General features: G+C 52.1%; 1 protein-coding gene. It reads left to right on the top strand.

Going from position 1 to position 215, the window contains the following annotated elements; translation table 11 throughout:
* The coding region (locus ACV22V_RS32760; RefSeq protein WP_448016885.1) for an IS3 family transposase at positions 1 to 182 on the top strand (182 nt) is incomplete at its 5' end.
* Between the last annotated feature and the right edge of the window lie 33 nt (positions 183 to 215).

Genomic DNA, 215 nt, shown 5'->3' with positions numbered 1-215 from the left:
CCATGGAGAGTTTCTTCGGCACGCTGAAATCCGAGTTCTTCCATCTGAATCGATTCCGCAACCTGGACGAACTGCAAACCGGCTTGGCAAGCTACATCCACTATTACAATCACGACCGCATCAAACTGAAACTAAAAGGGCTGAGTCCCGTGCAATACAGAACTCAGCCCTGCCAGCCCTAGCCGTCATAACCCGTCCAACTTTGCGGGGTCAGT

It is taken from the genome of Burkholderia sp. AW33-5 (genome assembly GCF_053427615.1).
The sequence above is the reverse complement of the archived record's forward strand: the minus strand, read 5'-3'. Positions and strand labels throughout refer to the sequence as shown.